Source organism: Methyloversatilis thermotolerans (assembly GCF_000372885.1).
Lineage (GTDB): Bacteria > Pseudomonadota > Gammaproteobacteria > Burkholderiales > Rhodocyclaceae > Methyloversatilis > Methyloversatilis thermotolerans.
Map to the genome: position 1 here is coordinate 966,934 of NZ_KB889967.1, position 23,378 is coordinate 990,311.

Genomic DNA, 23,378 nt, shown 5'->3' on the forward strand with positions numbered 1-23,378 from the left:
GGGGCTTGACAGCGTGGCTCGGGCGATGGACCGTGCCGGCGCCCGCGGCCGCGTTCAGAACAGTTCGTCGCGCCGCAGATAGCGCCATTTGCCGACCGGCAGATCGGCCAGCGGGATGCGGCCTATGCGCACGCGCTTGAGCGCGACCACTTCCAGCCCGACCGCTTCGCACATGCGCCGGATCTGTCGCTTCTTGCCCTCGCGCAGCACGAAACGGAGCTGTTCCTCGTTCTGCCAGCTCACCTTGGCGGGTTTCAGTGCTTCGCCATCCAGCGACAGGCCGTGGTTCAGCAGCTTGAGCGATTCCGCCGGAAAACTTTCCGACAATGCGCCGGGGCCGAACGGCTTTACCGTCCGGACACGCACCAGATATTCCTTCTCTATCGTCGAATCCTCGCCGATGAGCTGGCGTGCGATGCGCCCGTCCTGGGTAAGCACGAGCAGGCCGTGCGAATCGATGTCCAGGCGGCCTGCCGGAGCCAGACCGCGCAGATGGTTGCGGTTGAACCTGACGCCGGAGCGGTCGCCGGCCCACTGGTTCTCCGGCAGGAACAGCACGCTGGCAGGTTCGTGCCCGTCCTCCGCCTGGCCGCTGACATAGCCGACCGGCTTGTGCATCAGCACCGTCACGCGCAGCGCCTGGTCGGCGCGCGCCTGCTTGTGCACCTCGACTTTCTGGTGCGGCAGCACGCGCTGGCCGAGCAGGGCCACTTCACCATCCACCGTGACCCAGCCGCGCGCGATCCAGTCGTCCGCCTCGCGGCGCGATGCGGCACCCCGGTCCGCCAGCCAGCGCGACACCCGGATGCCGTGTTTCGCATCGTCGCCGTCCTCACCCTTTTCGGCTTGCACGCGGCCGAGCCTGTCGGTATCGCGCTCGTCCCAGGCCTTGGCCGGCCGTAGCGGCGCGGCCTTGGGCGATCGCGGCGTGAAATCGCCGCCAGCGCGGGCCGGGCGGTCATCCGATTCGCTGCGGGCCGGGCGCTCGCGGCTTTCCCACGGCTTGCGTTCGGCCGATTCGGCGCGCGGTGCACGGGCGTCGCGTTCCGGCCGGGGTGTCCATGCGCGCTTTTCGCCAGCCGGGCGCGGCGGGCGGTCACCGAACTCCTTGCGCGGCGGACGATCGCCGGAGTGTCCGCCCGATTCGCTGCGGACCGGGCGCTCGCGGTTTTCCCACGGCTTGCGTTCGGCCGATTCGGCGCGCGGTGCACGGGCGTCGCGTTCCGGGCGTGGTGTCCATGCGCGCTTTTCGCCGACCGGGCGCGGCGGGCGATCTCCATCCGGACGCGCAGCACGCGGCTTGCGTGCCGGAGCATCCTTCGCGGCGGGTTGGGCATGGGGCTTGGCGGCCGGCGCGACCTGCTTCGTGTTGCGGCTCAGCGTGCGCGACTTGGCCGTGCTGTTGCGTACCGGCTTGCGTGCCGGATTGCGGTCGGTCGGCGTGGCGTCGTCGGATTTGCGCGGCAAACCCAGTTTGGGGCGGGTGGTCATCGGCGTGAAAACATTCTGTGGACCCGACAGCATAGCGGGGTCTTGAAATGTCGGGGGGAAGTCTCCATATCCCGCGGTTGTCATTGAACCTCACGGAGTCGTCATGTCGGAAACCGCCACCGCCCAGACCATGAATTTCCAGGCCGAGGTGAAGCAGCTGCTGCATCTGATGATCCATTCGCTGTACAGCAACCGCGACATCTTCCTGCGCGAACTGATCAGCAATGCGTCGGACGCCTGCGACAAGCTGCGCTTCGAAGCCATCGCCAACCCGGCGCTGTTCGAATCCGACAGCGAACTGAAGATACGCGTCGCCTACGACAAGGACGCGCGCACCATCACCATCACCGACAACGGCATCGGCATGTCGCGCGACGAAGCGATCAGCCACCTCGGTACCATCGCGCGCAGCGGCACCAAGGAGTTCTTTTCCAGCCTGACCGGTGACCAGAAGAAGGACGCCAATCTGATCGGCCAGTTCGGTGTGGGCTTCTACTCGGCCTTCATCGTGGCCGACACCGTCACCGTGAATACCCGGCGCGCCGGGCTGCCGGCGGAGCAGGGCGTGCGCTGGTCCTGCTCGATGACTGGCGATACCGCTGGCGAGTACTCGGTGGACGCCATCACCCGGGCGGAGCGTGGCACCGAAATCGTGCTGCATCTGCGCGCGGATCAGGACGAACTGCTGTCCGGCTGGAAGCTGCGTTCCATCATCCGCGAATACTCCGACCACATCCTGCAGCCGGTGCTGATGAAGAAGGAGGAATGGAAGGAGGACAAGCAGGTCATCACCGACGAGGACGAAACGGTGAACCAGGCGAGCGCACTGTGGACGCGCGCCAAGTCCGACATCACGGACGAGCAGTACACCGAGTTCTACAAGCACGTGAGCCACGACTACACCGCGCCGCTGGCCTGGAGTCACGCCCGCGTGGAAGGCCGGCACGAGTACACGCAACTGCTCTACATTCCGTCGCGCGCGCCCTTCGACATGTGGGACCGCAACGCCCGCCACGGCCTCAAGCTCTATGTGCGCCGCGTGTTCATCATGGACGATGCCGAGAAGCTGTTGCCGGCCTATCTGCGTTTCGTGCGCGGCGTGGTCGATTCGGCCGATCTGCCGTTGAACGTGTCGCGCGAAATCCTGCAGGAGAGCCGCGATGTCGACACCATCCGCTCCGGCTGCGCGAAGAAGGTGCTGTCGCTGCTGGAGGACATGGCCGGGAACGACACGGACAAGTTCGCGACCTTCTGGAAGGAATTCGGCCGCGTGTTCAAGGAAGGCGTGGGCGAGGATCACGCCAACCGCGACAAGGTGGCCGGACTGCTGCGTTTCGCCTCCACCCACCTGGACACCGAAGAACAGTCGGTGTCGCTGGCCGACTACATTGGCCGCATGAAGGAAGGTCAGGACAAGATTTACTACGTCACCGCCGAAACCTTCAAGGCGGCGAAGAACAGCCCGCATCTGGAAGTGTTCCGCAAGAAGGGCATAGAGGTACTGCTGCTGTCCGACCGTGTCGACGAATGGGTGGTCGGCAACCTGACCGAATTCCAGGGCAAGCAGCTCGTATCGGTGGCCAAGGGCGGACTGGATCTGGGCGCGCTCGAGGACGAGGAAGAGAAGAAGGCGCTGGAGCGCGACGAAGGCGAGTTCAAGCCGCTGGTCGACAAGCTCAAGACCAGTCTGACCGAGCGGGTCAAGGACGTCCGCATCACGCATCGCCTGACCGAGTCGCCGGCCTGCCTGGTGAGCGACGAGTTCGACATCGGCGGCAATCTGGCGCGCATCCTGAAGTCTGCCGGACAGGATGCGCCGGATTCCAAGCCCATCCTGGAAATCAATCCCCAGCATCCGGTGGTGCAGCGGCTGCGCAATGAGGATGCACATTTCGACGACTGGGCGGGCGTGCTGTTCGACCAGGCGCTGCTGGCCGAAGGAGGCGCGCTGGAAGATCCAGCCAGCTTCGTGCGCCGCATGAACCAGCTCATGCTGGCCATGTCCGGACAGGGCTGACCTGCCGGGTGGGGAAGAGCGGGGCGGTGATGACGCCGGCCCGCTCAGATGTGGAAGGCCTGGACTGCCTCTTCCAGCGACTTGGCCGAACCCGCTACCTCGACACCCTGGCGTGCCGTGTCGTCGGCGCCGGCCGAGGTCTGTTCCGACAGCGAGAACAGCAGATCGGTGTTGCGCACGATTTCACCGACTGCGGCGCTCTGTGCGCCGAGACTGGATGAGATGGTGGCGGATTTGCTCAGCAACTCGTCGAGCTGCTTCATGATGTCCTCGAATTCGGCGACCGCTGTGGCCGTGTTGTTGCTCGCCACGCCCACTTCCTCATCCGAGCTGCGCACCAGGGCTATCGTCTGCTCGGCATCGTCGCGGATGCGCACCACCAGTTCGCTGATGTCGTTGGCGGACGCCTGACTGCGCTGCGCCAGCTTGCGCACTTCGTCGGCCACGACCGCGAAGCCGCGTCCCTGTTCGCCGGCGCGGGCGGCTTCGATCGCCGCATTGAGCGCCAGCAGATTGGTCTGGTCCGACAGTTCCTTGATCAGGTCGTTGATGCGGTTGATGGCCCGCGAATCCTCGACCAGTTGTTCGATCACCTTCAGCGACGCCGACATCTTTTCCGAAGCGCCGTGTACGCTGTTCAAGGACGCCTGCAGCGTGGTCTTGCCGGCGCGCGACGCTTCTCCTGCCGCTTCGGCGAGTTTGTTGGCTTCAACGGAAATCGATTCGACCTCGGCCACGTTGCCGCTCATCTGGTCGATTGCACCGGCCACGGCGCGGATGGAGTCGAGCTGCCGCGCCACGTTCTCACGTGCCGTGGCCGACGAGCCGGACAGTTCCCCGGCCGCGCCCGACAGCGTGCCGGCAAGCACCTGCAATCTTTCGACCAGCGTCTTGACCGCCTTGCGCGCCGAGTTGTATTCATAGGCCAGCCATGCGAAATCGTCACGGCCATCGAGCGCGATGCGGTGGTCCAGGCGTCCCTTGGCCAGGGCGTTGAGCCCATGCACGATGGTTTCTGCGCGACGTCCATAGAAACGCCCGATTGCGACACCGGCGAGGGAACTGGCAATCACCAGCACCAGAGACAGTCCGAGCGCGGCCCACGGTCCGGGCGAGACGAAGACCGAAAGCAACCCTGCCGCCGTACAGCAGATCAGAGCCGACAGCACGCCGAACAGTGCAAATGCCTTGCTGACGCTCAGTTGCTTGAGCATGGGTTTCCTCCGGGGACATCCTGTTGACCGTGTACTTCTAACGGGCGCAACGGGGCCGACTTGAGGTGACGGGTTGCCGCGACACACAGTGTCACCACGAAAAAAAGCCGCATGCAGCGGGCGCTGCATGCGGCAATCCGGGGGAGAGCTCCGGGAAGTGAAGCGATCAGTCGTTGCTGCTGCCGGCGAATCCGAAGAGCTGGAGCAGAGACGTGAAGAGGTTGAAGATGGATACGAAGAGCCCGGTGGTGGCCATCACGTAATTGGTTTCGCCACCGCGCACGATGCGCTGGGTTTCGAACGCGATCATGCCGGCCATCAACAGCACCACCACCGCGGATACGGTCAGCGACAGCGCCGGGATCTCGAAAAAGATGGCTCCCAGGCCGGCCAGCATCGCCACGATCATGCCGATGAACAGGAAGCTGCCCATGCCCGAGAGGTCGCGTCGCGTCACCGTGGCCCAGCCGGACATCGCCAGGAATACGCCTGCGGTCGCGCCCAGCGCCAGCGTGATGGTCTGGCTGCCACCGGGCAGCGCCATCACCGCATTGAGCAGCGGGCCCAGCGTGTAGCCCATGAAGCCGGTGAGCGCGAAGGTGAGCAGCACGCCCGCACCGCTGTCGCGGAACTTGTTCACCGCGAACAGCAGGCCGAAATAGCCGGCCAGCGTCAGCAGGATGCCAGGCGAGGGCCAGCGCGCGGCCATGGCGACATAGGCGATCAGGGCGCTGAAGGCCAGGTTCAGGCCGAGCAGCATGTAGGTGTTGCGCAGCACCTTGCGGCCGCTGTCGCTCACCAGCGCGGTGGCATCCGCAACCTGGGCGCGCAGCGCAAGGCTGTCGTTGCGGGGATATCGATCCGTACTCATTTCAAAGCTCCTTTTCTCAGATTCAATGGGCCGTCAGATGGCGGGCAATCGCGGCACGACGGGCTCGCGTGCCCGGCGTATGGTGCGCACGAGCACGCGTACCGCTCGTCCGAGCGCTTCATCGAGCGCGACCCGCCATTCGCGCGCCGTGGCTTTCACCACGACGGGCTGGTTACCGATCAGTTGCAGTTCGACCTGCACCTGCTTGTCCACGCCGCCACGGGGGCCGTTGGTGTCGGACAGCCGCAGCCGTGCGCGCGGCACCAGCCAGGCCAGCCGTCTCAACGCGAAGCGCAGACGGCTTTCGGCCACGCTGCGCAGCGCATTGCCTTCCGGGTTGCGTGATTCGACGATGACTTCCATGGCTCACCTCCTGTGTGGATGGAGCAGCCAGAATACGCGCGGGAAGAATTCAAAAAAACAGATTTTATTGGTATCGTTACTTCTGTTTTTACGAAGTCAAAGCATGCTCAACTACCGGCACCTCTACTATTTCTGGGTCGCGGCGAAAGAAGGCGGCATCGCGCGCGCGGCGGAACGGCTGGACATGGCCGTGCAGACCGTGAGCACCCAGATCCGCGACCTGGAGCGCTTCCTGGGCCATGCCCTGTTCAAGCCGTCCGGGCGCAGCGTCGAATTGACGCCCGCGGGCGCGGCCGCGATGCGGCTGGCGGAACAGATATTCGAACTGGGCGAACAACTGCCGCTGGCGGTGCGCGAGGCGGCGACCGAACACGGCATGCGGCTGTCGGTAGGCATTTCCGACGGTCTGCCCAAGGCAGCGGCGCGCCACATGCTGCACCCGGCCAGCGATACGCCCGGCATGCACCTCATCTGTGTCGAGGGCAAGTTCGACGATCTGCTGGCCGATCTCGCGCTGCACCGGCTGGATGTGGTGCTGGCCGACCGCCCCGCACCGATGAACCCGAATCTGCGGGTCTACAGCCACCCGGTGGGCGACGCCGCCCTGTGCTGGTATGCGCCGGCCGCGCTGGCCGACGCGCTGGATGCGGGGTTCCCGGCCTGTCTTGATCGCGTGCCGCTGCTGTTGCCGACCCGCCATTCCGCGGTGCGTGCCCGCATCGACGACTGGTTCGAGCGCAAGGGCCTGCACCCAAGGGTGATCGGCGAATTCGAGGACAGCGCCTTGCTGGCGACCTTCGGCGAGAGCGGCCTGGGCGCCTTTCCGGCGACCGAGTGGTCACACGACGAATTCGTTCAGCACCGTCAACTGCAATTGCTGGGCCGCTGCAATGAGGTGATCGAACATTTCTACGCGATATCGGCCGAGCGCCGCGTGCAGCATCCGCTGGTGCAGAAGGTGCTGGCCGGGAACTGAGCGGGCACTGAGGGGGCCGGTCGGTCAGTGCGCGGTCAGGGCCACCGGTGCGGACTGCAGCGGCACGCCGATGATCCAGCCCTCGACCGGGTCGATGTGCAGCGGCAGGCCGTAGCCCTGGTCGCGGCGCTGCCAGGCCCAGGCCGCCTGCACCAAGCACAGCACGCTGTCCAGCGTGTCGCCGGTGCCATCGGTGTTCATCGCGTCCAGCAACTCCTGTGATTCGCACCGCAGCGGCAAGCCCAGCGGGTGCGCACCGCGCAGCAGCGCTTCACTCAGTATCATGCGCCGCGCCAGCCGCTCGCGCGTCTGTCCGGACGCGCTTTCGCTCTTGTAGGACCCGCCGGTGATCTGACGCGCCAGCCAGCCCGGATAGGCCTCGAGCGCGATGCGGTCGGCGTCGCCGCCATGCATGCCCGGGACATGCACATTGGCCGCCAGCAGCCGGGAACAGCCTTCCAGAAACATCCAGCCGACCGGCGGATTGACGAACTTGAGCGGACTGTGGGACGAGGCGGGCAGGTCGGTGGCGCGGTGCGGATACTTCCGGCCGACCGGTCGCAGCGCGCGTTCGGCATCCGCCAGCGCCTTGAAATCCTGTCGCCCGAGCGCCGAAATGGCGCGCACCAGTCCGGCCCAGTCCTGCGGCCAGCCATGTTCCAGCACCGATTCGCGCGGCAGGCCGAAAGGAAAGTCGAATCCGCCCAGCCAGGGGCCGGGGCGCGCCAGAAAAGCCTCGAAACCCGCCCACGAAGGAAAGCGCTCGAATCCGGTCAGCACCAGCGTGTCGCCCTCGACCTCGCCGCGGGCGACATTGACCGGCTTGCGCGCCGACGGAGAGGACGTGAAATCGATCCCGTACAGCGTAGTCATGGGCGCAGCATACGCCGGCCCGACACGCCGAGGCTAGCCCGGGTTGCGGCGGCGCAGCAAAAGCAGGCCGAGTCCGGACGCGAACAGCAGTGCGATGGAAGGCTCCGGAATCAGCGTCACCGGGCCATTGCCGGATCCACCTTCGCTCACTGTAAGGCTGCCGCCTCCGTTCATTGTGAGGGTGCCGCCCTGTTCAGGCAGGCGGACCGGATCGGGTCGGGGGGCCATCATCTGCATGGTTGCCCCCGTAGTCAGCCAGCCGCCCTGGACGGCGATCGCCTCGCCGACGATCAGGTTTATCGGTGGCTCCAGGACGACGGGTTCGCGCACCGGCACCCCACCATCAACCGTGGGTATCACCACCACATTTTCCAGTTGCTTGTCATCCACCGCTACGATCCAGACCTCGGGAGCGGCGAGAAGTACCTTGTTCAAGGAGAGCGAGCCGGTCGCCTGTATCACGATCTTGAGCGGATCGATGATGACGCTGTCGCTGAGCGTCATATTGCCGTCACAACTCAGATCGGCGTACTCGCTGCCCGATATGGACAGGGTGCCGCTGCAGGCGATCGTACCCAGATTGATCGTCGTGGCGGATGCGCCCGGCGATGCCATCAGCGCTGCGGCGGCCAGGGCGACTGCGAGGGAAGGGAATTTCAATTCTGCCTCGTTCCATTTATCGGCGTGTGCTCATGGCAAGTCAACGCCTTGTTGTCCACTGCGCGAGAGGATCGGTGCCCGGGCGCACGCCCATATCACCGGCCACTCACCGCCCACTCGTATCGACCGCGCACCTTGCCGTAGCGGTCGGTATCCCGGATGCCGGCACAGCGCATGCGTCGAATCGCTGCAGCATCCTGATGACAACACCCTACGCACATGGCGTGATGCGCGCCATCATCCGGAGGGGTGAGCATGCAGAGCGGGGGAAATTCCCGGTTGCAGCCGGCGGCGCGGGGGCTGCAGGGTCGCCTGCGCTGCATCGAACTGCAGGGGCGCGACATGATCCGCTGTCCGGTCGGATGACAGGGTGAAGATCGATACATGCGCGGTCCATCATGCCGAGCGCAAATCAGGACACAGAAAGAAAAAGTTGATCGCTTGCCGGCTGCGTTTGCGGACACCGGGCTGTAATGAGGCCGCACTACGCTATAGGAGGCGTACGCGTATACATCTTACGGCGTACGCATCGCTCCAGATCGCCCTGAGGGTGATGTTCTCAACGTCCTACCGGAAACTTACCTATGCGTCTTTTCAAACTTTGCGCCGTTGCCGCCCTTGCCTTTGTTTCCACGACTGGCGCACAGGCCGCCACGCTGACCGAAGGCTTCGACGAACCCTTTGCCGGCTGGGAAAGCCGCTGGTTCGGCACCGAATCCAATGCCTATAACTACTACGTGTCCGAGTACGGCGCCGACAACGTGGCCTATCGCGGCCACGAAAGCGTCACCGGCATGTTTCTGTCCGACGGCGACAGCTACCGCGATGGCGGCAACTACGGTGAAATCCACATCCGCTTCAACGAAGCCTTCGGCGCCTCGCTGACCTCGTTCAGCCTGGACATCGCCTCGGCCCTGCGCGAAGACCTCGGCCTCGCCCCCACGCTCACCTTCTTCAACATGCAGGGCGACGCGATTGCGTCCTTCGTCGTGCCGACCTCGCCGGTCGTGACCTCCAACTGGGTGCCGCAGGGCTACACAAATTTCTCGGTCACCTCGGCCAGCGGCATTGCCGGCTTCAGCCTGTCCGGCTCGGCCCAGGGCAGCGTGATCGTCGACAATCTGGTGGCGACCACCGTGCCGGAACCGGAAGCGATCGCGATGATGCTGGCCGGCCTCGGCGTGATCGGCGCCGCAGCCCGTCGCGTTCGCCGCGGCTGAGTTTCGCTGCGCACCGGGGGCAGACCGCGGTTCTCAAGCATCCGACGCAGGCATCGTGGTGTGCCCCCGACGCCGTCAGGCCGACGGATGGCGACAGTCTTTCCGTGATCGACGTCGCCATTCATGCTCCCTCAAGTTCGAATTCCGCACGCCGGAAAGATGCATCCTTGACATCCTTGCGGCGCTCGACGTGCGCGAGAACACTCAACGGAGCTCTGCGCTTTTCGCCTGAGGGATGATCTCGGCGTTCATCGCTCGCTCCAGTCCATCCGCACCGGTGTTCAAGCGGCGTTGTCGCTCGGCACCCATTCGGTCCATGTCCATGGCCGGCGCGCACTGCCGCCGGATGTTGTACAGCCCGCTGCTGACACGGCGATGAGTCGTGGCATCACGACTGTAGTGGCCGCCTTGCCGGTCCCGTTCCTGTCCCCGCGCCGCCGCCCGGTCGGCATCGTCGAGGGATGGAAGGAGCGTTCCATCCCTTACCTCGCCAGTTGCCGCGCAGATGTGCGGCGAGAGTGCGCGCTCCGGCAGAAGGTTTCGCGGGCAGGGCTGTGACCTGCGTGGAAAAAGCCGTTCCAGCCCGGCGAGCACCGGCCGTCCGGCCTCTCTCCTGCGAAACCCGCTTCCAGTCACTGACGCCTGGCCGCACCCGTATGCGCGCATCAACCGCGTCGCGTTCCGTCCTGCCTCGCGGTCGGGAATGATTCCTTTCATGCAGATTGGCGTGTTGAACAAGGTCGCCCGAAACCCCCGTCACGAAAGGGAAGTGGTGGATGGTGGGCGCTGTCAATCCGCTTCTGCTCATCCTTACGGATGATGCAAAAAGGAAGTCCGTGCGCCCTTAATGGCGACATGCGATCCGTATGTGCAGAGGCTTCTGTCGGGAAGCGCATTGTCATTTCTCGGAAGGACGGGGCGTATGCAAGTGGGGACGAATTGAAATTGGGGATGTGCCCCAATGCCGTTAAGTTAGTGGCCGGAGTCCGTCAATCCCATCCAAGGGCATCTGAAATTCCACCGATTTTTGGCCCGTACTCGCGTCGGTTTAGGCTTAACTTAACGGCATTGAACCGCCCCGGGTTTCGCGGAGGCCCGTTGGGTTAAGTCAGGCCGGCACGAGGTCGGCCTGACGGGTGAGTTGCTGATAGTAGTTCGCCTCTGCCTCGGCAGGCGGAATGTAGCCGATGGAACTGAGCAGGCGATGGTGGTTGAACCAGGACACCCATTCGAGGGTTGCCAGTTCCACCGCCTCCCGTGTCTTCCACGGCGCACGGCGATGGATCAGCTCAGTCTTGTACAACCCGTTGATGGTCTCGGCCAGCGCGTTGTCGTAGCTGTCGCCCTTGCTGCCGACGGAGGGCTCAACGCCGGCTTCGGCCAGTCGTTCGCTGTAGCGGATCGACACGTATTGCGACCCACGGTCCGAGTGATGAATCAGGCTGCTGTCGCGCTCCGGTTGCCGCTCGTAAAGCGCCTGTTCCAGCGCATCGAGCACGAAGTCGGTACTCATCGAAGTGCTTACGCGCCAGCCCACGATGCGTCGGGCAAACACATCCACCACGAAAGCCACATACAACCAGCCCTGCCAGGTTGAGACGTAGGTGAAATCCGAGACCCAGAGCTGATTCGGCCGCTCGGCACTGAACTGCCGATTGACCTTGTCCAGCGGGCACGCCACTTTGGGGTCTGCGACCGTGGTACGCACCTTCCTGCCACGCACGACACCTCGCAGGCCGAGCCTGCGCATCAGACGTTCGACCGTGCAGCGAGCAACCTCTACGCCCTCGCGGTTCATCTGCTTCCAGACCTTGTCCGCGCCGTACGCCTGCAGATTCGCATCCCACACCTGTTTGATCGCAGGCTGCAACGCAACATCCCTTTTCGCTCTGGCACTGAGCAGAGAAGCATCTCTGCAGCGCGCCGCGTGGCGCCGATAGGCTGACGGGGCGATCTGCAGAACCTTGCACATCGGCTCGACCCCGTGGCGGTCGCGGTGCTCATCGACCAGCCCGTACATCACTTCAAACGGCGGTCGAGCTCCGCCTGGGCGAAAAACGCGCTGGCAAGTTTCAGGATCTCGTTGGCGCGGCGAAGCTCCTTGACCTCGCGTTCCAGATCCTTGATGCGCTGCGCATCCGCCGTCGTCACGCCCGGACGCGCGCCCGCGTCGACTTCCGCCTGCTTGACCCAATCCAGCAGCGTCTGCGGCACGCAACCAATCTTCGGTGCGATCGATTCGACCGCCGCCCACAACGACGGGTACTCCCCGCGGTGCTCCTGCACCAGCCGGACAGCACGCTCGCGAACCTCAGGTGAGAACTTCGATGATTTCTTCATGGCTCCATCTTCTCAAGACTTGGAGCCTCCGCAAAACACGGGGCGGTTCATTCGTGGCCTGGCGTATCTGATCGATCAGGCCGGGTTCGACGTAGGTGCGGAACAGTTCGCGGTAGGCGTGCTGGCGGGCTTCTGCGGTGTCGGCCAGCGCGAGATAGAGGGGGTGAGGCGTGAGCAGGGGATTCCACTCGCCCTGCGCGTGGGTGCGATAACTGGACCAGCGGTAGTCGGCGGGGTGTTCCACCATGCCGGCGCGGACCGGGTTGAGTTCGATGTAGCGCTGGCAGGTGAGCAGCCAGGCGTCCTGCTGGATGAGGCAGGAGCGGTAGCGCCCTTCCCAGAGAGAGCCGCTGCGCCGGTAGGTCCGGTTGATGTACTGCACATAGCGCTGGCCCAGGCGTTTCATCATGACGCCGGGCGCTTCGGCGTCGTCTGACGACACGAGCAGATGCACGTGATTCGTCATCAGCACGCAGGCGTGGATGCGGCAGCCGGTGTTGCGCGCGTGGTCGCCCAGCCAGTCGAGATAGTGGATGCAGTCGTCGTCGCAGTAGAAGCAGGCCTGCCGGTTGTTGCCGCGCTGGATCAGGTGCAGCGGAACGCCGGCCAGGCTGATGCGGGCACGTCTTGGCATGAGATCTCCGTTGCGGCGGATCACCCATTATGCATATCATCGCCCCCCCCTCGCGCCGGGTTCTGCGGTCTGCGGGCGACAGCGGTCGTGCACCCACGCCCTGCGTTCAATCCCTCTTGATCAGTTGCCGCAGCGCATGCAGCGTATCCGCCTCGGCGGCGGGCTTGTCCTGCCGCCAGCGCAGCATGCGGGGGAAGCGCACGGCGATGCCGGATTTGTGTCGGGGTGAGGGTTGTATGCCTTCGAATCCGAGTTCGAACACCAGCTCCGGGCGCACTGCACAGACCGGGCCGAAGCGCTCGAGCGTGTTGGCGCGGATGAAGGCGTCAACCTGGCGCATTTCTGCGTCGGTAAGTCCTGAGTAGGCCTTGGCGAAGGGCACCAGGCTGCGTTCGCCGGCTTCGCCCGACCAGACGGCAAAGGTGTAGTCGCTGAACAGGCCGGCGCGCCGCCCGTGTCCGCGTTGCGCATAGATGAGCACGGCATCGACCGAGTAGGGGTCGACCTTCCATTTCCACCATTGCCCGCGTGCATCGAGCTTGACGCGACCGGTGCCATAGGGGGCATCGTTGCGCTTGAGCATGAGGCCCTCGACGCCGCGCTCGCGTGCGCTGGCGCGCAGGGTCGCCAGCGCGGACCAGTCGCCGCGCAGCACCGGCGACAGCGGCAGCCGGGGATGGGCGAGCGGCGCGAGCAGTGCCTGCAGCCGGCGCCGTCGTTCCGCCTGCGGCAGGGTCCGGATGTCCGCGCCGTCCTGTTCCAGCAGGTCGTAGGCCATGAAGGCCACCGGTACCGATTCCAGCAGCCGGCGGCTCAACTGCTTGCGCGTGATGCGGGTCTGCAGTCGCGCGAAGGGCAGGGCGGCACCGTCCTGCCAGGCGAGGATTTCGCCGTCGAGCACGCAACCGGCGGGCAGCCAGGATGCGGCATCCATCAGTTCGGGAAAGCGCTCGCTCACCAGTTCCTCGCCGCGCGACCACAGTGCGGCCTGCTCGCCCCGGCGCACCAGTTGCCCGCGTATGCCGTCCCACTTCCATTCGGCGAGCCAGTCGGTGGCGTCCCCCAGTTGTGCGGTCGGATCGCCCTGCAAGGGCTGGGCGAGAAAGAAGGGATAGGGCTGCAGACCGGTTTCGCCGCAGCCGCCCGGCGCCACCAGCGCATGGAAACGTGCGGCATCCAGACCGGCGGCCACCGGATCCGCCGCCAGATAGCCGACCAGTCTCTGCGCGATGGTTTCGGCGGGCAGGCCGGACACCTCGGCAAGTGCCCGGGTCACCAGCAGGCGCGACACGCCCACGCGCAGCGCGCCGGTGATGAGCTTGTTGAACAGAAAGCGCGGGGCTACATCGAGTTCGCGCCAGGCCTGCCGCAGCCCGTCGGCGCGCTGTTCGGCCGGCGTGCCGCGCAATTCGCCCAGCCTGTCCATCCAGCGGTGCAGCGGCATATCGGTCGGCGCATCGGGCGGCGGCAGCACCAGGGCCAGCGTTTCGGCGAGGTCGCCCACCGCCTGGTAACACTCCTCGAACAGCCAGTCCGGCAGGCCGGCGACGCGCGCACCGGTTTCCTTCAGCACGCGGGTCGGCACCGCCTGGCGCGTCTTGCCGCCGGACAGCACATACACCGCCCATGCGGCGTCGCCCGCGTCGGCCTCGCGGAAATAATCCCGCATCGCCCGCACCCGGCTGCGCGTCGACGTACTGCTGTCCAGTTCGGCGTACAGGGCGGCGAAGCGCTTCACGACGCGTCTCCGGCCGCAACGTCCTCTTCGCCGCCGAACTCGGTGCGGAAGGCGCCCGCATCGAGACCCTGTTCGCGCAGCCAGCGCACCATGGGTTCGATGTGGCCGTGGGTCACGATGACGCGTTGCGCGCCGGTGCCCGCAATGGCCTGCATGAGGCCGGGCCAGTCCGCGTGATCGGACATGACCAGGCCGCGGTCGACCGCCCGGCGCCGGCGGGCGCCGCGTACCTGCATCCAGCCCGAAGCGAAACAGTCGGCGTAGTCGCCGAATCGCTTCATCCATGGCGAGCCCTGTGCCGACGGCGGCGCGATCACGAGTGCGCGGGCAAGCGACGAGGCGTCGGTCTGCGCCACCTGCAGCGTGTCAGGCAGGCGCACGCCGCTGGCGCGATAGGCGCGATTGAGCGCTTCCACGGCGCCATGGCAGACGAGGGGCCCGATCGAGGCATCGACGCCTGCCAGGATGCGTTGCGCCTTGCCGAAGGCGTAGGCGAACACCACGCTGGTGCGGCCGGACTCCGCATTGCCGCGCCACCACGCATTCAGTCCGTCGAACAGCACGCCTTGCGCCTGCCAGCGGTAGATCGGCAGTCCGAAGGTGGATTCGGTGATGAAGGTGTGGGCGCGCACCGGCTCGAAGGGCGTGCAGGTGACATCCGCTTCCAGCTTGTAGTCGCCGGACGCCACCCACACCTCGCCGCCGACCTCGATGCGCACTTGGGAGGAACCCAGCACATGCCCGGCTGGATGCAGCGATATGCGCGCGTCGCCGAGGGTGAGCGATTCGCCCCAGTCCATCGTCTGCAGCGAAATGTCGCCCAGCCGCGCGCGCAGCACCCGTTCGCCTTCGAGCGACGCCAGGTAGTGCGCGTGACCGGCGCGTGCGTGGTCGCTGTGGGCGTGCGTGATGAGGGCGCGTGGCACCGGTCGCCAGGGGTCGATGTAGACATCGGCGGCCGGGCAGTACAGGCCTTCGGGGCGCAATGTGATGAGATCGTTGCGGTCTGGCGGCATGGTGCAGATGGTATCTTCGTCACCATGACCGCGAAGCCCGACGACAAGTTCTTGGCCGAACACAGCGCGCTGCTCGCCAGCAGTTTCGAACGCGCGACCGCGCAGCGCCTGCCCAGCGATCCGCACACGCTGTATCACGCGCCCTTCGCCGTCGTGTCGCATGGCGTCGAGGCCGATCCGGTATTCAATTACGCGAACCTTTTCGCGCAACGGCTGTTCGGATACGAGTGGGCGCGCTTCGTCACGCTGCCGTCGCGGCTGTCCGCGCGCGCGCCGGAACAGTCCGAACGTGCGCGGCTGCTTGAGCTGGTGGCGCGCCAGGGCTATATCAGCGATTACAGCGGCATCCGCGTGCGCGCCGACGGCACGCTGTTCCGCATCAGCCGCGCCACCGTCTGGAACGTCGTCGACCCCGCGGGCGCGCTGCGCGGCCAGGCGGCGGTATTCGCCGACATCGAGGAACTGCAATGACTGCCCATCATCCGTTGATCGGCGCGCTCGAATCGCGCCACGCGCGGTGGTCCGGCCTGCGCCGTGATCTGCACGCGCATCCCGAACTGGCGTTCGAGGAGAACCGCACCGCCGCCATCGTCGCCCGCACGCTGCGCGCCGCCGGCATCGAGGTTCACGAGGGGATAGGGCGTACCGGCGTGGTCGGCGTGTTGCGCAATGGCGGCAACGACGCGGCCATCGGCCTGCGCGCCGACATGGATGCGCTGCCGATGACGGAACAGAACACCTTCGCCCATCGCTCGACCGTGCCGGGCCGCATGCACGGCTGCGGCCATGACGGCCATACCGCCATGCTGCTGGCCGCCGCGGAGTACCTCGCCGAAACGCGCGGATTCAACGGCACCGTGCATTTCATCTTCCAGCCGGCGGAGGAGGGCGCGGGCGGCGCGCCGGCCATGATTGCCGACGGGCTGTTCGAACGTTTCGCCATGGATGCGGTGTTCGGTCTGCACAACTGGCCCGGCCTGCCGGTCGGTCAGATGGCGGTGCATACCGGACCGGCGATGGCGTGCAGCGATTCCATCGATATTTCGATACGCGGCCGCGGCGCGCATGCCGCCATGCCCCATCTCGGCGCCGATCCGGTGCTGGCCGGGGCGGCCATGGTGCAGGCGCTGCAGTCCATCGTGTCGCGCAATGTGGCGCCGGTGGACTGTGGCGTGGTGAGCATCACGCAGTTCCATGCCGGCGAGGCCTACAACGTGATTCCCGAGTCGGCGACGCTGCGCGGCACGGCGCGGGCGTTCACGCCCGATGTCCGGGACATGCTGGAGCAGGGCATACAGCGCATCTTGCGCGGTGTGGCCGACGCGCATGGCGTGCAGGCGGAAGCGATCTATCGCCGCGGCTATCCGCCGACCGTGAACAGCGAGGCGGAAGCCGCCTTCTGCGCGCGGGTCGCGCGCGAAGTGTTCGGCGACACGCATGTGCATACCGCGTTTCCGCCCAGCATGGGGGCCGAGGACTTCGCCTACATGCTGGAGCGCAAGCCCGGCTGCTATGTCTGGCTGGGCAATGGCGGCGGCCCGGACGCGGCCGGCCAGCCCGGTCACGAAGAAGGCGGCGGCTGCATGCTGCACAACCCCCGCTATGACTTCAATGACCGCATCATTCCACTGGGCGTGGCGTACTGGACGCGACTGGTGGAAACCTGGTTGTCGTGACCGGCTGACACCGCGGCCCGGGCGGCGGGCACGGGGTGTCCCGCTCCGTCGCCCGCTCAGGCGCTGCGCAGCTTCAGCGTGCGGGCGACGACGATGGCCCCGAGCGGCATCGCGACGCCGATGGCGATGACGGTGAGCAGAAGAGGCGTGAGGTCGCCGTAGTTCGCGGCCACTTTCACGGCGCCGGTCGCCGGGTCCTTCACTTCGCGCGACAGCACATAGATCTGGTTCAGATACTTGGTACCGAGCTGGCTCGCCGACAGCGCGAGGTTGGTAAACGACGCCATCACCGCGAAAAAGGTCGCTTTCAGATGCTGTGGTGCGGAGTTGGCGATCCAGGCCAGCATGGGAATCATGGAAATCTGTCCCAGCGGCGATTCCAGCGCGGTGTCGATCACTGCGATGAAGCGCGCATCGACCACGCCATGCGTCATGCGCGAGGTCCATTCGTGGATGCCGAGGCTCATGCCCAGGGTGGGCATGGACAGCAGGAAGCCCGCAACGGTCAGCCAGCCGACCACATAGGTGATCGAGCGCTCGGCCATGAAGCGCCGGAACATGAACATGCCCGCCAGCGTGAGCGTGGAGCCGATCAGCGACAGCACCGAGAAGAAGGCCTGGTCGAATCCGAGCACGTCTATGGACCACCAGGACACGCCGGGGCCGGTGGTCGGCGTGGCGCGGAACATGAAGATGACCAGCGCGGTGCCGATCAGCGTGTTGCGCGCGGAGGCATCGAGTTCGCGCGTGAGCCGGGCCATCAGGAAGGCGATGATGGCGAAGGAGCCGACGAAGATGATTTCCTGGTTCCACTTCAGGCTGGACAGCCCCATGCCCAGCGTGAATACGACGAAGGCCAGGCTGCCGCCGAGTATCCACCAGTTGGGCTCGGTGTGCTGATCCGGGTCGCGCAGCAGCGCCAGCGCCTCGCCGCGGCTCAGGCCGCGCGCCATGTGCTGGCGGATCTGGTCGGCGCGCAGCCAGGCGGCGAAAGCGACGCCGGCGACCGACACCAGCGGAATCACCAGCGCCATCAGATAGACATTGCGATAGATATCGACCTTGGCCGATTCCGGCAGGTTTTCAGTGCCGGCGAACACGAACAGATTGATCAGCGCCACCAGCACGCTGCCGCCTATGATGGCCACGCGGCCCAGCGTCTGCATGGTGGTGTGCATGAGCTTGAGCTGGTCCGGCGGCACCGGCCGGCCGTGCTCGTCGATATGCGGCACGGCTTCGACCGTCATCGCGTCGGCCACCGCGTCCTGCAGCACATAGCCCACCGGACTGAGCAGGGCGCTGATGACGAACCAGGTTTCCACCGGCAGCACGGCGTCCATCGCCTGCCGCTCGGCGATCAGTCCGGCCATGATGAACAGGCTGGCGGCGATGAGCGAGGCGCCGAGGTAGATGAGCAGGCTCTTGAAGCGCCACAGCAGGTCGACCAGATGGCCGAGCGGAATCTTCAGCGCCCACGGAATGCCGACCCAGAAACCCAGGGCGGCGAGGAATTCGGCAGACAGGCCGAGGTAGTCCTTGACGAAGAAGGTGCCGACGATGCCGGTCAGCCCCTGGATGCCGGCCGCCATGTAGACCATCAGCGGCGGCAGGTAGGAAAGGCGCATTTCGCGCCCGAGGGACAGGATGTTCGTGTCCAGCCAGCTCAGCAGTCTTTGCATGAAAACGTTCTTGTTTTGGTGACGGGGCTCTGACCGTCAAGCATAAGGGTGAATTCCGCATTCGTGGGGAATGCCGCGCTGAACCCCCGGGGAAAGCCGGTATGCTTGCGCGCTGAACCGAATCCGCCGGAGCCCCCTGTGCGTTTCTTTGGCCGTGACGATCTGAGCGCCGACTTGCAGCCGCTGCGCAAGATCAGGCTTTTTTCGACGCTGACCGCGCGTGAGCTGAAGGTGGTGCTTGCACTCAGGCACGAACGGCACTACCTGGCGGGCGAAATCGTGTTCGATGAGGGCGACGAGGGGCAGGCCATCTACGCGATCGCCGATGGCGAGGTGGAAATCCTGCGCAACGATGGCGAGCGCACGCAACGTCTGGCGCTGCTCGGCCCGGGCGAAATCTTCGGCGAACTGGCGCTGCTGGACCAGGCGCCGCGGGCCGCCCAGGCGCGCGCCGGCAGCGATTGCCGTCTGGTGGTGTTCTTCCGCGCCGACTTCATGGGCTTGCTGGAAACCCATCCCAAGACCGCATCCAAGATTGCGCTGTCGCTCGCCCGCCATCTCGGCGCACGGCTCCGGCAGGCCAATACCGGCGCGCGCCAGGACGGCCACCTGTGACGCCGCGCCCCGCTCACCGCGGCGCCGGCCCGCTCGCCTGGTGTGCCATCCTGCTGGTGACCACGCTGGCGCTCTACCTGTTCCAGCATGTGCTGTGGCTGGTGTTGCCCTTCCTGTTCGGCCTCATCGCCTACTACTGTCTGTATCCGGTGATGCAGCGCCTGGTGTTCGCCGGGTTTTCGCAGACTCAGGCCACCAATCTCACCGTCGGCGTATTCGCCCTGCTGCTGTGCATCGCGACGGCCCTGATGCTGCCGCGTTTCGCCGCCCAGGTGGTGGGTATCCAGGACACCGGGCAGCGCTACCTGCAGGGCGGACTGACCTTGCTCGACGACACCCTGCGCGCGCTGGAATCGCGATCCCGGCTGATGCGTGATGCCCATGTGGCGGACACGGTTTCCGCGCACATCGCCGAGGCTGGCGACCGCTTCGCGCGCGAGGAACTGCCGGAACGCGTGCTCGGGCTCGCCGCCTGGATGCCCTCCTTCCTGCTCGGGCCCTTCCTCGCCTATTTCTTCCTGCGCGATGGCGCGCGCTTCCAGCGCTATCTTGCGCGGGCGGTGCCGAATGCCTTCTTCGAGCGCACGCTGCACCTGCTGTACGAGGTCGATCGCACCACGCGCGCCTATTTCCAGGGGCTGATCAAGCTCACGGTGATCGACGCCACCTTTCTCGCTTTCGGGTTGTGGCTGATCGGGCTGTCGTCGCCGCTCACGCTGGGCGTCCTCACCGCGGTGCTGGCCTGGGTGCCTTATATCGGTTCGATACTGGGCTGCGCCGTCGTGGTGATGGTGGCGGCCACCGACTTTCCTGGCACGCCGGCCATCGCCTACGGGGCGGTCGGTCTGTTCGTGCTGGTGCGCCTGCTCGACGACTTCATTTTCATGCCCATGACCATAGGGCGCAGCCTCAAGATGCATCCGCTGGTGACCGTGCTCATGATTTTTCTTGGCGGCGCGGTCGCCGGCGTGGCCGGCCTTCTGCTGGCGCTGCCGCTGCTGGGCGTGGTCATGGTGATCGGCGAAACGGTCAGCCGGGTCGCATCCGATCCGCGTCTGCGCGCCCGCCATGCCCATGCCAGGGCGCTTCTGCAGGCAGCGGTCACGCGAGATCTGGTCTGATTCGGCCAGCGCGACGGGCGCTCCGGTTCAGCCGGCCTTGTTGCGCATGTGGTCGGCCAGTCCGACCAGTGCCTTGAAGAACTCGTCGCTGTCGACCTGCTCGGGCATCACCTCGTCCATCGCCATGCGCATGCACATGAGCCACTGGTCGCGTTCGCTCTCGCCGATCGGAAAGGGCAGGTGACGCGCGCGCAGCCTGGGGTGTCCGTAGGCGCTCTCGTACAGCGGCGGGCCGCCCAGCCAGCCGCTCAGATACATGAACAGCTTCTGGTTCGAGCCGGACAGATCGGCCGGATGCAGCTTGCGGATGCCATAGGCCTCCGGCAGCGTGTCCATCAATTCATAAAACCGGTCGACCAGACGGCGTATGGTGTCTTCGCCGCCGATGTATTCGTAAAACGAGGGCGCGTTCTGGGTCATGTCCTGAAGGCGGTCACGCAGGGCCGCGGCAGCTCTGAAAGGCCGACCGATTCTATCCTGCCGTCCGGCGACTGCATTGATGCAGGTCGTATTTCTCGGGCGGCTGCAGGGGGGCGGACTAGAATCGCGCGATCGTGCGCCGGCACGACGGCATTCGCCCCCGTGGCGCGCCGACCGTCATGAAACCCAGACAACCGAGGTCAGGATGAAGACATTGCTGTTCTACGACAACGTGGTGGTGCTGAACCGCGATACGCACCGCGAACTGCGCCTGAAGCCGCAGGACAGTCTCAGCTTCGCCGCGGAAACCAATTGCGTTCCGCTCGCCCTGGTGGAGTTCGGCGATGTCGCGCGCGAATACCCCATCGTGTTCGCGCGCCTGCCGGGTGGCCTCGTGCCGGTGGCTCTGCTGGGCCTGCGTGATGCCGAGAACCTCTACCTCAATGCAGAGGGGAAGTGGGATGCGCGCTATGTTCCGGCCTTCGTGCGCCGCTACCCCTTCGTCGCGGTACAGGACAACAATGCGCCGGACAAGCTGCTGGTGTGCATGGACGACAAGTTTCCCGGCTTCAATACCGAGGAGGGCGAGCGGCTGTTCGACGAGAACGGGGCGGAGAGCGATTTCCTCAAGAATGCACTCGCCTTCGTGCAGGGCTACCAGAACGAGGCTCAGCGCACCGCCGAGTTCTGCCGCGAAATCGAACAGCTCGGTCTGCTCAACGAAATGAGCGCGATGGCCGAACTGAAGGACGGTCGCAAGTTCCGTCTCGACGGCCTGTGGGTGATCGACGAAGCCAAGCTGCAGTCGCTGTCGGCCGCTGCCGCCGTCGATCTGTTCCGTCGCGGCTGGATGGGGCTGGTGTATGCGCAGCTCCTGTCGCTGGGGCATCTGCGCGTGCTGCTCGACAAGGCGGCGGAGCGGGCGGGCCAGGAGCGTCCATCCGCGACCGACATTCCTGCGAGCGACGCAACGCGCCACTGAAGCGCGGATTCACACGACGGCCGGTCAGAGGCCTTCGACGGAGCGCGCGCCAGACCGCTGTGCCGGGATCGGCAAGCGGAGCCGCGCGACCAGGCCACCGCCATCGCGAGCGAGCAGATCGAAGCGGCCACCATGCGCACGCATGGTGCGTTCGATGATGGCCAGCCCCAAGCCCGCGCCGCTCTGGCCGGTGCGGGCATTTTCCAGGCGGGTGAACGGGCGCTTGAGCCGTTCGACCTGATCCGGCGGTATGCCGGGCCCGCGATCGGCGACATCGATCTGAATGGCCTCATCCGCGACCCGGCACTCGATGTCGATGGGCCGGGTTTCTCCTGCGTGCCGCAGCGCGTTGTCTATCAGATTGTTCAGGCAGCGGCGCAGGGCGAGCGGACGGAAACTGATGGCCGGCAGTGGGTCGATATGCACCACGCGCACCGGTTTGTCATGCCGTACGTAAGCCTGTGCCGCTTCCAGCACCAGCACGCCGATGTCACCGTCGACCGCGTCCTCACCGGTGGCGATGCGAGCGAAATCGAGGAACTGGCCGATGATCTTGTCCATGTCGTCGATGTCGGCGCTCATGGCGGCCACCGTGTCCGGATCCAGGCCGGCCAGTTCCATATCCAGTCGCAGTCTTGTCAGCGGCGTGCGCAGATCGTGTGAAATACCGGCCAGGATGAGTGCACGCTCGTCCTCGTTGCGCGAGATGTCCTCGGCCATCTGGTTGAAGGCATGCGCCACTTCCGCCAGTTCCTCCACCCCCTGTTCGGGCAGCGGTGCCGGCCGCTCGCCGCGGCCGATGGCACGCGCCGCGCGCTTCATCGCCGCCAGCGGGCGCGTGACGCGTTGCACGATGAGATAGGCCCCGCCAAGCGCGAGCAGCAGCGCTGCGCCGCCCCAGCCTATCAGTTCGAGCGCGAGCGGACGCTCGAAGCGGCTGCGCGGCAGCATCAGCCAGTAGTCATCGATGCCTTCGTCGTCGGCGATGCTGAAGCTCACGAACACGCCGCTCTGCAGCCCTTTCGATACAACGATGCGGGTGCGCGCGTCGAAACGCTGCCTCAGCTCGCTTTCTATGGCGCGCAGCAGCGGATCGGGCGGGATGGGTTCGAAGCCGGGAATGTCGCCGTCCGGATAGATGCGCAGCCCCTCGCGCATGGACAGTTCGGTGAGCAGCGCAAGGCGGCGCTGCGGATCCGCGCTCACCAGCGAAGCCCGGGTCAGGTTGATGACGCTGATGATGAGCTGGGCCGCCTGCTGCGCGCGTGGAATCTGTTCCAGCCATGAGTAGATGGCCGACCATGCGAATACCGAAGCGGTCAGAAGTCCGGCCAGCAACAGGAAGGTGCGCGCGAGCAACGATCGCGGCAGCAGCGTGAAGCGCCGGAATGGACGGCTGATGGTCAGACCTGTCCAGCGGGACAGACTGCCTGGCCGGCGTCCCCGCTTGACCATGGCAGGAACGCCGGAGC

The 23,378-nt window shown here is 65.8% G+C and carries 21 protein-coding genes and 1 other annotated feature; of the genes, 8 read left to right on the forward strand and 13 right to left on the reverse strand.

The annotated features are described in order from the left end of the window. Nucleotides 1-54: 54 nt before the first annotated feature. Nucleotides 55-1,524, reverse strand: coding sequence for a pseudouridine synthase (locus tag A3Q7_RS20425; protein WP_018410546.1), 1,470 nt, complete (start codon nucleotides 1,522-1,524; stop codon nucleotides 55-57). 70 nt (nucleotides 1,525-1,594) lie between these two features. On the opposite strand from A3Q7_RS20425, the gene htpG reads away from it, so the two are divergent. Next, nucleotides 1,595-3,508 (forward strand): molecular chaperone HtpG, encoded by a 1,914-nt coding sequence (htpG, locus tag A3Q7_RS0103910; RefSeq protein WP_018410547.1) that lies wholly within the window; start codon nucleotides 1,595-1,597, stop codon nucleotides 3,506-3,508. Between the two features lie 44 nt (nucleotides 3,509-3,552). Here htpG and A3Q7_RS0103915 read toward each other — a convergent pair whose 3' ends face one another. The 3 genes from A3Q7_RS0103915 to A3Q7_RS0103925 form a co-directional block, all read right to left on the reverse strand. Beyond that, complete coding sequence (locus A3Q7_RS0103915; RefSeq protein WP_018410548.1) at nucleotides 3,553-4,722, reverse strand: methyl-accepting chemotaxis protein; 1,170 nt, start codon at nucleotides 4,720-4,722, stop codon at nucleotides 3,553-3,555. 166 nt (nucleotides 4,723-4,888) lie between these two features. Beyond that, on the reverse strand, nucleotides 4,889-5,593 hold the full coding sequence (locus A3Q7_RS0103920) for a Bax inhibitor-1/YccA family protein (RefSeq protein WP_018410549.1): 705 nt from the start codon (nucleotides 5,591-5,593) through the stop codon (nucleotides 4,889-4,891). A gap of 33 nt (nucleotides 5,594-5,626) precedes the next feature. Next, nucleotides 5,627-5,956: a hypothetical protein gene (locus A3Q7_RS0103925; protein WP_018410550.1), complete on the reverse strand. Its 330-nt coding sequence runs from the start codon at nucleotides 5,954-5,956 to the stop codon at nucleotides 5,627-5,629. A 103-nt stretch (nucleotides 5,957-6,059) separates the two neighbouring features. Here A3Q7_RS0103925 and A3Q7_RS0103930 point away from each other — a divergent pair, with 103 nt between their 5' ends. Further along, nucleotides 6,060-6,932 carry a LysR family transcriptional regulator gene (locus A3Q7_RS0103930; RefSeq protein ID WP_018410551.1) on the forward strand — a complete coding sequence of 291 codons (873 nt, stop codon included), beginning with the start codon at nucleotides 6,060-6,062 and terminating at the stop codon, nucleotides 6,930-6,932. Nucleotides 6,933-6,956: 24 nt separating this feature from the next. On the opposite strand, the gene A3Q7_RS0103935 is transcribed toward A3Q7_RS0103930, so the two are convergent. Together A3Q7_RS0103935 and A3Q7_RS0103940 are read right to left on the reverse strand one after the other, a co-directional pair. Next, nucleotides 6,957-7,805: a DUF429 domain-containing protein gene (locus A3Q7_RS0103935; RefSeq protein ID WP_018410552.1), complete on the reverse strand. Its 849-nt coding sequence runs from the start codon at nucleotides 7,803-7,805 to the stop codon at nucleotides 6,957-6,959. Nucleotides 7,806-7,838: 33 nt separating this feature from the next. Beyond that, nucleotides 7,839-8,420: a PEP-CTERM sorting domain-containing protein gene (locus A3Q7_RS0103940; RefSeq protein WP_018410553.1), complete on the reverse strand. Its 582-nt coding sequence runs from the start codon at nucleotides 8,418-8,420 to the stop codon at nucleotides 7,839-7,841. A gap of 629 nt (nucleotides 8,421-9,049) precedes the next feature. Here A3Q7_RS0103940 and A3Q7_RS0103950 point away from each other — a divergent pair. Beyond that, nucleotides 9,050-9,685 carry a PEP-CTERM sorting domain-containing protein gene (locus A3Q7_RS0103950; RefSeq protein WP_018410554.1) on the forward strand — a complete coding sequence of 212 codons (636 nt, stop codon included), beginning with the start codon at nucleotides 9,050-9,052 and terminating at the stop codon, nucleotides 9,683-9,685. Nucleotides 9,686-10,793: 1,108 nt separating this feature from the next. On the opposite strand, the gene A3Q7_RS0103955 is transcribed toward A3Q7_RS0103950, so the two are convergent. The 4 genes from A3Q7_RS0103955 to A3Q7_RS0103975 all read right to left on the reverse strand — a co-directional run bounded on the left by A3Q7_RS0103955 (nucleotide 10,794) and on the right by A3Q7_RS0103975 (nucleotide 15,413). Continuing rightward, nucleotides 10,794-12,025 (reverse strand): IS3 family transposase gene (locus A3Q7_RS0103955; RefSeq protein ID WP_088178479.1). Its coding sequence is split into 2 segments (ribosomal slippage): nucleotides 10,794-11,737 and nucleotides 11,737-12,025, totalling 1,233 coding nucleotides; the frame shifts between segments, so codons are not numbered across the junction. After that, nucleotides 11,631-11,747, reverse strand: a sequence feature (AL1L pseudoknot). (Overlaps the previous gene by 117 nt.) Further along, nucleotides 11,997-12,659 (reverse strand): transposase, encoded by a 663-nt coding sequence (locus tag A3Q7_RS0103965; RefSeq protein ID WP_018410558.1) that lies wholly within the window; start codon nucleotides 12,657-12,659, stop codon nucleotides 11,997-11,999. The genes A3Q7_RS0103955 and A3Q7_RS0103965 overlap by 29 nt, the downstream gene beginning before the upstream one ends. Before the next feature lie 106 nt (nucleotides 12,660-12,765). Further along, a complete protein-coding gene (locus A3Q7_RS0103970; RefSeq protein ID WP_018410559.1) occupies nucleotides 12,766-14,397 on the reverse strand; it encodes an ATP-dependent DNA ligase in 1,632 nt (543 codons plus the stop codon). Further along, the gene (locus tag A3Q7_RS0103975; protein WP_018410560.1) at nucleotides 14,394-15,413 is read right to left on the reverse strand and encodes a ligase-associated DNA damage response exonuclease; all 1,020 of its coding nucleotides are present in this window, start codon (nucleotides 15,411-15,413) and stop codon (nucleotides 14,394-14,396) included. The genes A3Q7_RS0103970 and A3Q7_RS0103975 overlap by 4 nt, the downstream gene beginning before the upstream one ends. Nucleotides 15,414-15,437: 24 nt before the next feature. On the opposite strand from A3Q7_RS0103975, the gene A3Q7_RS0103980 reads away from it, so the two are divergent. After that, nucleotides 15,438-15,884, forward strand: coding sequence for an MEKHLA domain-containing protein (locus tag A3Q7_RS0103980; protein WP_018410561.1), 447 nt, complete (start codon nucleotides 15,438-15,440; stop codon nucleotides 15,882-15,884). Then, a complete protein-coding gene (locus A3Q7_RS0103985) occupies nucleotides 15,881-17,089 on the forward strand; it encodes a M20 aminoacylase family protein (protein WP_018410562.1) in 1,209 nt (402 codons plus the stop codon). The genes A3Q7_RS0103980 and A3Q7_RS0103985 overlap by 4 nt, the downstream gene beginning before the upstream one ends. Before the next feature lie 56 nt (nucleotides 17,090-17,145). On the opposite strand, the gene A3Q7_RS0103990 is transcribed toward A3Q7_RS0103985, so the two are convergent. After that, on the reverse strand, nucleotides 17,146-18,768 hold the full coding sequence (locus A3Q7_RS0103990) for an MFS transporter (RefSeq protein ID WP_018410563.1): 1,623 nt from the start codon (nucleotides 18,766-18,768) through the stop codon (nucleotides 17,146-17,148). 138 nt (nucleotides 18,769-18,906) lie between these two features. Here A3Q7_RS0103990 and A3Q7_RS0103995 point away from each other — a divergent pair, with 138 nt between their 5' ends. Together A3Q7_RS0103995 and A3Q7_RS0104000 are read left to right on the forward strand one after the other, a co-directional pair. Further along, complete coding sequence (locus A3Q7_RS0103995) at nucleotides 18,907-19,383, forward strand: Crp/Fnr family transcriptional regulator (protein ID WP_018410564.1); 477 nt, start codon at nucleotides 18,907-18,909, stop codon at nucleotides 19,381-19,383. Further along, nucleotides 19,380-20,504, forward strand: a complete 1,125-nt coding sequence (locus tag A3Q7_RS0104000; protein ID WP_018410565.1) for an AI-2E family transporter — start codon at nucleotides 19,380-19,382, stop codon at nucleotides 20,502-20,504. Before A3Q7_RS0103995 ends, A3Q7_RS0104000 begins: the two co-directional genes overlap by 4 nt. Nucleotides 20,505-20,531: 27 nt before the next feature. On the opposite strand, the gene A3Q7_RS0104005 is transcribed toward A3Q7_RS0104000, so the two are convergent. Next, nucleotides 20,532-20,924 (reverse strand): group II truncated hemoglobin, encoded by a 393-nt coding sequence (locus A3Q7_RS0104005; protein WP_018410566.1) that lies wholly within the window; start codon nucleotides 20,922-20,924, stop codon nucleotides 20,532-20,534. Between the two features lie 205 nt (nucleotides 20,925-21,129). On the opposite strand from A3Q7_RS0104005, the gene A3Q7_RS0104010 reads away from it, so the two are divergent. After that, nucleotides 21,130-21,906 carry a SapC family protein gene (locus tag A3Q7_RS0104010; protein ID WP_018410567.1) on the forward strand — a complete coding sequence of 259 codons (777 nt, stop codon included), beginning with the start codon at nucleotides 21,130-21,132 and terminating at the stop codon, nucleotides 21,904-21,906. A 24-nt stretch (nucleotides 21,907-21,930) separates the two neighbouring features. On the opposite strand, the gene A3Q7_RS0104015 is transcribed toward A3Q7_RS0104010, so the two are convergent. Next, nucleotides 21,931-23,361, reverse strand: coding sequence for an ATP-binding protein (locus A3Q7_RS0104015; RefSeq protein ID WP_051079164.1), 1,431 nt, complete (start codon nucleotides 23,359-23,361; stop codon nucleotides 21,931-21,933). Nucleotides 23,362-23,378: the final 17 nt, after the last annotated feature.

Coding starts and splice junctions, on each gene's coding strand:
- A3Q7_RS20425 (WP_018410546.1), bottom strand. CDS start 1,524: ATGCTGTCGGGTCCACAGAATGTTTTCACGCCGATGACCACCCGCCCC.
- htpG (WP_018410547.1), top strand. CDS start 1,595: ATGTCGGAAACCGCCACCGCCCAGACCATGAATTTCCAGGCCGAGGTG.
- A3Q7_RS0103915 (WP_018410548.1), bottom strand. CDS start 4,722: ATGCTCAAGCAACTGAGCGTCAGCAAGGCATTTGCACTGTTCGGCGTG.
- A3Q7_RS0103920 (WP_018410549.1), bottom strand. CDS start 5,593: ATGAGTACGGATCGATATCCCCGCAACGACAGCCTTGCGCTGCGCGCC.
- A3Q7_RS0103925 (WP_018410550.1), bottom strand. CDS start 5,956: ATGGAAGTCATCGTCGAATCACGCAACCCGGAAGGCAATGCGCTGCGC.
- A3Q7_RS0103930 (WP_018410551.1), top strand. CDS start 6,060: ATGCTCAACTACCGGCACCTCTACTATTTCTGGGTCGCGGCGAAAGAA.
- A3Q7_RS0103935 (WP_018410552.1), bottom strand. CDS start 7,805: ATGACTACGCTGTACGGGATCGATTTCACGTCCTCTCCGTCGGCGCGC.
- A3Q7_RS0103940 (WP_018410553.1), bottom strand. CDS start 8,420: ATGGCATCGCCGGGCGCATCCGCCACGACGATCAATCTGGGTACGATC.
- A3Q7_RS0103950 (WP_018410554.1), top strand. CDS start 9,050: ATGCGTCTTTTCAAACTTTGCGCCGTTGCCGCCCTTGCCTTTGTTTCC.
- A3Q7_RS0103965 (WP_018410558.1), bottom strand. CDS start 12,659: ATGCCAAGACGTGCCCGCATCAGCCTGGCCGGCGTTCCGCTGCACCTG.
- A3Q7_RS0103975 (WP_018410560.1), bottom strand. CDS start 15,413: ATGCCGCCAGACCGCAACGATCTCATCACATTGCGCCCCGAAGGCCTG.
- A3Q7_RS0103980 (WP_018410561.1), top strand. CDS start 15,438: ATGACCGCGAAGCCCGACGACAAGTTCTTGGCCGAACACAGCGCGCTG.
- A3Q7_RS0103985 (WP_018410562.1), top strand. CDS start 15,881: ATGACTGCCCATCATCCGTTGATCGGCGCGCTCGAATCGCGCCACGCG.
- A3Q7_RS0103990 (WP_018410563.1), bottom strand. CDS start 18,768: ATGCAAAGACTGCTGAGCTGGCTGGACACGAACATCCTGTCCCTCGGG.
- A3Q7_RS0104005 (WP_018410566.1), bottom strand. CDS start 20,924: ATGACCCAGAACGCGCCCTCGTTTTACGAATACATCGGCGGCGAAGAC.
- A3Q7_RS0104010 (WP_018410567.1), top strand. CDS start 21,130: ATGAAGACATTGCTGTTCTACGACAACGTGGTGGTGCTGAACCGCGAT.
- A3Q7_RS0104015 (WP_051079164.1), bottom strand. CDS start 23,361: ATGGTCAAGCGGGGACGCCGGCCAGGCAGTCTGTCCCGCTGGACAGGT.